Below are 289 nucleotides of genomic sequence, written 5' to 3'. Positions count from 1 at the left end.
AGCCGGGTAAGCCACAAGGTCGACATGGCCCAGGCGACCGACAAGAAGCCTGGCCAGTGGCTGATCAAGCTCACTGCCACCCTGGAAATCGAAGGCGAGGACAAGCCGGCCTATATCGCCGAGCCGCTGACACTCTGCTTCGTCTGACCCCACCTCCTGCTGAAACAGCTCCCGTTGCTGTATCAGCCAGTGCGTTGTGCGGCATACGAGGGGCCTCTCCGTTCGGGAACCCGTCATGCGCCCAGTCAGTCCGCTTGCCGTTACCCTGCTGCTCGCCGCGTGTGGCGAG

General features: G+C 63.3%; 1 pseudogene. It reads left to right on the top strand.

Annotation, left to right across the window (positions count from 1 at the left end):
• Window positions 1–147 (top strand): annotated as a pseudogene (locus M2D63_RS25675) (MaoC family dehydratase); the annotation flags it as partial.
• Window positions 148–289 lie beyond the last annotated feature (142 nt).

The sequence above is a fragment of the Pseudomonas sp. BJa5 genome (assembly GCF_030272875.2).
Classification (GTDB): Bacteria; Pseudomonadota; Gammaproteobacteria; order Pseudomonadales; family Pseudomonadaceae; genus Aquipseudomonas.
The sequence above is the reverse complement of the archived record's forward strand: the minus strand, read 5'-3'. Positions and strand labels throughout refer to the sequence as shown.